Annotated in this window: 6 protein-coding genes; 5 read left to right on the top strand and 1 reads right to left on the bottom strand. The window is 71.3% G+C overall.

Annotated elements, in window-relative coordinates; translation table 11 throughout:
- Positions 1-351 (bottom strand): dioxygenase family protein (locus OEY_RS0104700; RefSeq protein ID WP_010592771.1); only part of this gene is annotated, 351 nt, incomplete at its 3' end.
- Between the two features lie 114 nt (positions 352-465).
- Here OEY_RS0104700 and OEY_RS0104695 point away from each other — a divergent pair.
- The 5 genes from OEY_RS0104695 to OEY_RS28040 all read left to right on the top strand — a co-directional run.
- The gene (locus OEY_RS0104695; RefSeq protein ID WP_017680541.1) at positions 466-1,413 is read left to right on the top strand and encodes a LysR substrate-binding domain-containing protein; all 948 of its coding nucleotides are present in this window, start codon (positions 466-468) and stop codon (positions 1,411-1,413) included.
- Between the two features lie 19 nt (positions 1,414-1,432).
- Positions 1,433-1,870 (top strand): OsmC family protein, encoded by a 438-nt coding sequence (locus OEY_RS0104690; protein WP_010592769.1) that lies wholly within the window; start codon positions 1,433-1,435, stop codon positions 1,868-1,870.
- A 26-nt stretch (positions 1,871-1,896) separates the two neighbouring features.
- On the top strand, positions 1,897-2,823 hold the full coding sequence (locus OEY_RS0104685; protein WP_010592768.1) for an SMP-30/gluconolactonase/LRE family protein: 927 nt from the start codon (positions 1,897-1,899) through the stop codon (positions 2,821-2,823).
- A complete protein-coding gene (locus OEY_RS0104680) occupies positions 2,823-3,110 on the top strand; it encodes an acylphosphatase (protein WP_003939033.1) in 288 nt (95 codons plus the stop codon). The genes OEY_RS0104685 and OEY_RS0104680 overlap by 1 nt, the downstream gene beginning before the upstream one ends.
- Positions 3,111-3,135: 25 nt before the next feature.
- A partial coding sequence (locus OEY_RS28040; protein ID WP_010592767.1) for a chromosome segregation SMC family protein occupies positions 3,136-3,807 on the top strand: 672 nt, incomplete at its 3' end.

The following is a 3,807-nucleotide window of genomic DNA, read 5'->3' as shown; positions in this document are numbered from 1 at the left end:
TTTTTGGGGGGGTGGGCGCCCGCCGGCGTTGGCCTGCCAGGCCTCGACCAGGGCGCCCTTCACCGGGTTGCCGAACTCGTCGCGTACGTAGCCGTGCACGATCAGGCGCTCACCGATCGGCAGGCCGTCCTTGGCGAAGTTGAGGATGAGGTCGTTGTCCTTCTCGCCGAGCTCGCGCGGGTCGAACACCGGCCCGGTCGTTTCCGAGAGCGTGGGGCGCGGTGCGATCAGTGCATTGCGTGGGGAACGCAACACCGATGTGCGGTATCCGGGGGTCAGCGCGGGCGGGTGCTGGGTGTGGTCGCGTTCGACGAACTCGCCGGACGCGGCGCCGGGGGCGGCGATGATCATGAGGCGGTACTCCTGGGAACTGTCGCACTGCGACGGACGGGATGTGCATCACGCTATGGGTGAGCAAGAGTCATGTAAATTGACGATTTCGGCGATCTTGCATAACTTTCAGTGATGCAAAGTGAGGGCGTCCCACCGGGTGACCGGGCATCGCGGCTTCTCGATCGCATCCGGTTACGTCACCTGACGTGTTTCGTCGCCGTCGCCCAGGAGGGCAACCTCGGCCGGGCTGCCGCCCGGCTGCACCTGAGCCAGCCGGCGGTCACCAAGACCCTCAACGAGCTCGAAGCGCTCTCCGGCGCGCGCCTCGTGGACCGGGGACGGCACGGCGCCCGGCTCACGCGGGCCGGGGAGGAATTCCTGAGTCGTGCCGTCGAGGTCACGGATGCGCTGGCATCCGCCGCAGGCGTGCTGGCCGGAACGGGACAACCGGCCGTTGCCCCGGTGCGGGTCGGCGCCCTGCCCACCGTCGCGAGCACCCTGCTGCCCGGCGCGATCACCCGGTTTCGGGACCGGCGCCCACACGTCGGCGTACAGATCCGCACGGGCCCGAACACCGCCCTCCTCGGCGCGGTGCGCGCGGGCGAACTCGACTTCGTCCTCGGCCGGACGGCCGACCCGGAGACCATGCGGGGGCTCTCGTTCGAACTTCTGTACGCCGAGTCGCTGGCCCTGGTCGTGCGCCCGGATCATCCGCTGGCCGAGGGTCCGGTGTCGGTGCCGGCGGTGCTGGATCATCCTCTCGTCGTCGCCACCGCCGGCACGGTGCCGCGGCACCACACCGAGGGCTTCCTCGCCCGGCACGGGCTGCGGCTGCCGTCCGGCATCATCGAGACCCTCGATGTCTCGGTCGCGCGCGGGCTGGTGCGCACCGGCGACGCCGTGTGGCTGACCCCCGAGCGGGTCCCGCAGGGCGATTTGGACGACGGCACGCTCGTGCGGCTGCCGGTGCCCACGCCCGGCACCGCCGAACCCGTCGGGCTGCTGCGCCGCACCAGCGCCGACACGCCCGTCGCCGCCGAGGAGCTCGTCGCGATCCTGCGCGAACTGGCCGTCGGGTGATCATGGCAGGATCTCCCGCATGGCTGAACAGACTTCCGACACCCCGACGACCGAGCTGTGGGTCGAGCGCACCGGCACCCGCCGCTACACCGGTCGCAGCTCCCGCGGTGCCGAGGTGCTGATCGGATCGGAGACCGTCGACGGCGTCTTCACCCCCGGCGAGCTGCTGAAGATCGCGCTGGCGGCCTGCTCGGGGATGAGCTCGGACTTCCCGCTCTCGCGCCGGCTCGGCGACGACTACGACGCCACGATCCGGGTCTCCGGCGCTGCGGACCGGGAGAACGAGGTGTACCCGCACCTCGTCGAGGAGATGGTGCTGGACCTCAGCGAGCTGGACGAGGAGGCGCAACGGCGTCTTGTCGCGCTCGTGGAGCGATCCGTCGACAAGGTGTGCACCGTCGGCCGTACCCTCGAGGCCGGCACCAAGGTGACGCTGAACATCGTTTGGGACGCGTGAGCGGCGGATATCGGCAGGGAGGGCGGATGGATCGCAAAGCGGCCGGACTCGCGCTCGCCGTCGGGCTCCTCGCGGGCGGAGCGCCGGCGGCGGCCGCGTCCGCCCCGACGAGCTGCACGCCGTGGCGGGTGGACGTCGTCGCGTCCGGGCTCGGCATCCTCGAGAACCTCGCCTTCGACGGTCGGGGCGGACTGCTGGCCTCGGCGTCCACCCCGGCGGGCGGCGGGTCGCTGCTGACCCTCACCCCCGACGGGCGGGCCGACACCGTGGTGGCCGAGGTCCCGGCGCCCGGCGGCATCGTCGTCGACGAGGGCACCGCGTTCTTCACGACGGGCAACGGCACCGTCTCCGGGCTGCTCGGCCGCACCGACGGCACCCTGGAGGCCGTCGACCTCGACACCGGGGCGCGCCGCACCGTCGCGGCGGGCCTCACGATGCCCAACGGCCTCGTCCGCCTCCCCGGCGGAGACTTCCTCGTCAGCCGGAATCTGGGCAGCCCCCCGGGCCTGACCCGCGTCCCGGTCGACGGCCGCGCTCCGGAGACGCTCCGCACCGACCTCGGTTCCGTCAACGGACTCGCGATCGAAGGCAAAACCGTGTATGCAGCAACAACATTCGATCCGACCACCCGGATTCATGCGCTCGACGCCGACGATCTCGACGGCCCGGCCCGGACTCTGGACCCGTCCGGTCCCGGCCCCCTCGAAACCGCCGACGACCTCGACGTGGGGCCCGACGGTGCGCTGTACGTCCCGCTCAACGTCGCCGGCAGGATCCTGCGCGTCGACCCGGTGACCGGCGCCGGCTGCACGATCGCCACCGGGGTCCCCTTCGTCTCCGCCGTCGCGTTCGGCGACGGTCCCGGCTGGGACCCGGACGTCCTCTACACCACCGGATTCGACGGCTCCGTCCACGCCGTGCGTCCGGTCCGCGATGCCGGGGAGCCGTCGTGATGCAGTCGTCGCCGGATGCGGTCCGGCTCACCGCCTGGGTGCACGGGTACGTCCAAGGTGTGGGATTCCGCTGGTGGACCCGCTCGCGCGCCCTCGAACTCGGCGTCGTCGGTCACGCCACCAACCACCCCGACGGACGCGTGCTCGTCATCGCCGAGGGCCCCCGCGACGCCCTCGAACGCCTGCTCGCCGCGCTGCGCTCGGGCGAGACACCGGGCACGGTGCGGCTGGTGGTGGAGAGCTGGGAGCCGGCGCGCGGCGACCTGACCGGCTTCGTCGAGCGGTGACGGCCCGCCGGTAAGGTTCTCGCACATGTATTTGAAGGGTCTGACGCTCAAGGGCTTCAAGTCTTTCGCGTCCGCGACGACTCTGCGGTTCGAACCGGGCATCACGTGTGTCGTAGGGCCGAACGGTTCCGGCAAGTCCAACGTCGTCGACGCCCTCACCTGGGTGATGGGCGAGCAGGGCGCCAAGGCGCTGCGCGGCGGCAAGATGCAGGACGTCATCTTCGCCGGCACCGCCGGCCGGCAGCCCCTGGGCCGGGCCGAGGTCACCCTCACCATCGACAACTCCGACGGCGCGCTGCCCATCGAGTACTCCGAGGTGTCCATCACCCGGCGGATGTTCCGCGACGGCGCGGGGGAATACGAGATCAACGGGAACTCGTGCCGGTTGATGGACGTGCAGGAACTGTTGTCCGACTCCGGCATCGGCCGGGAGATGCACGTCATCGTCGGTCAGGGCCGCCTCTCCGCCATCCTCGAGTCCCGGCCGGAGGACCGCCGTGCCTTCATCGAGGAGGCTGCCGGTGTCCTCAAACACCGCAAGCGCAAGGAGAAGGCGGTCCGCAAGCTCGACGCGATGCAGGCCAACCTGGCGCGCCTGACCGACCTCACCGCCGAGCTGCGCCGCCAGCTCAAACCGCTCGGCCGTCAGGCCGAGGTGGCGCGCCGCGCCCAGACCATCCAGGCCGACCTGCGCGAC

This window comes from Rhodococcus sp. P14 (assembly GCF_000256505.1).
Lineage (GTDB): Bacteria > Actinomycetota > Actinomycetes > Mycobacteriales > Mycobacteriaceae > Rhodococcus > Rhodococcus ruber.
Note: the sequence above shows the minus strand (reverse complement) of the source record. Positions and strands in the feature narration are given on the sequence as shown.

Excerpts from the sequence above, each read along its gene's own strand:
- OEY_RS0104680 (WP_003939033.1), top strand. The coding sequence starts at position 2,823 with ATGCAGTCGTCGCCGGATGCGGTCCGGCTCACCGCCTGGGTGCACGGG.
- OEY_RS0104685 (WP_010592768.1), top strand. The coding sequence starts at position 1,897 with ATGGATCGCAAAGCGGCCGGACTCGCGCTCGCCGTCGGGCTCCTCGCG.
- OEY_RS0104695 (WP_017680541.1), top strand. The coding sequence starts at position 466 with ATGCAAAGTGAGGGCGTCCCACCGGGTGACCGGGCATCGCGGCTTCTC.
- OEY_RS0104690 (WP_010592769.1), top strand. The coding sequence starts at position 1,433 with ATGGCTGAACAGACTTCCGACACCCCGACGACCGAGCTGTGGGTCGAG.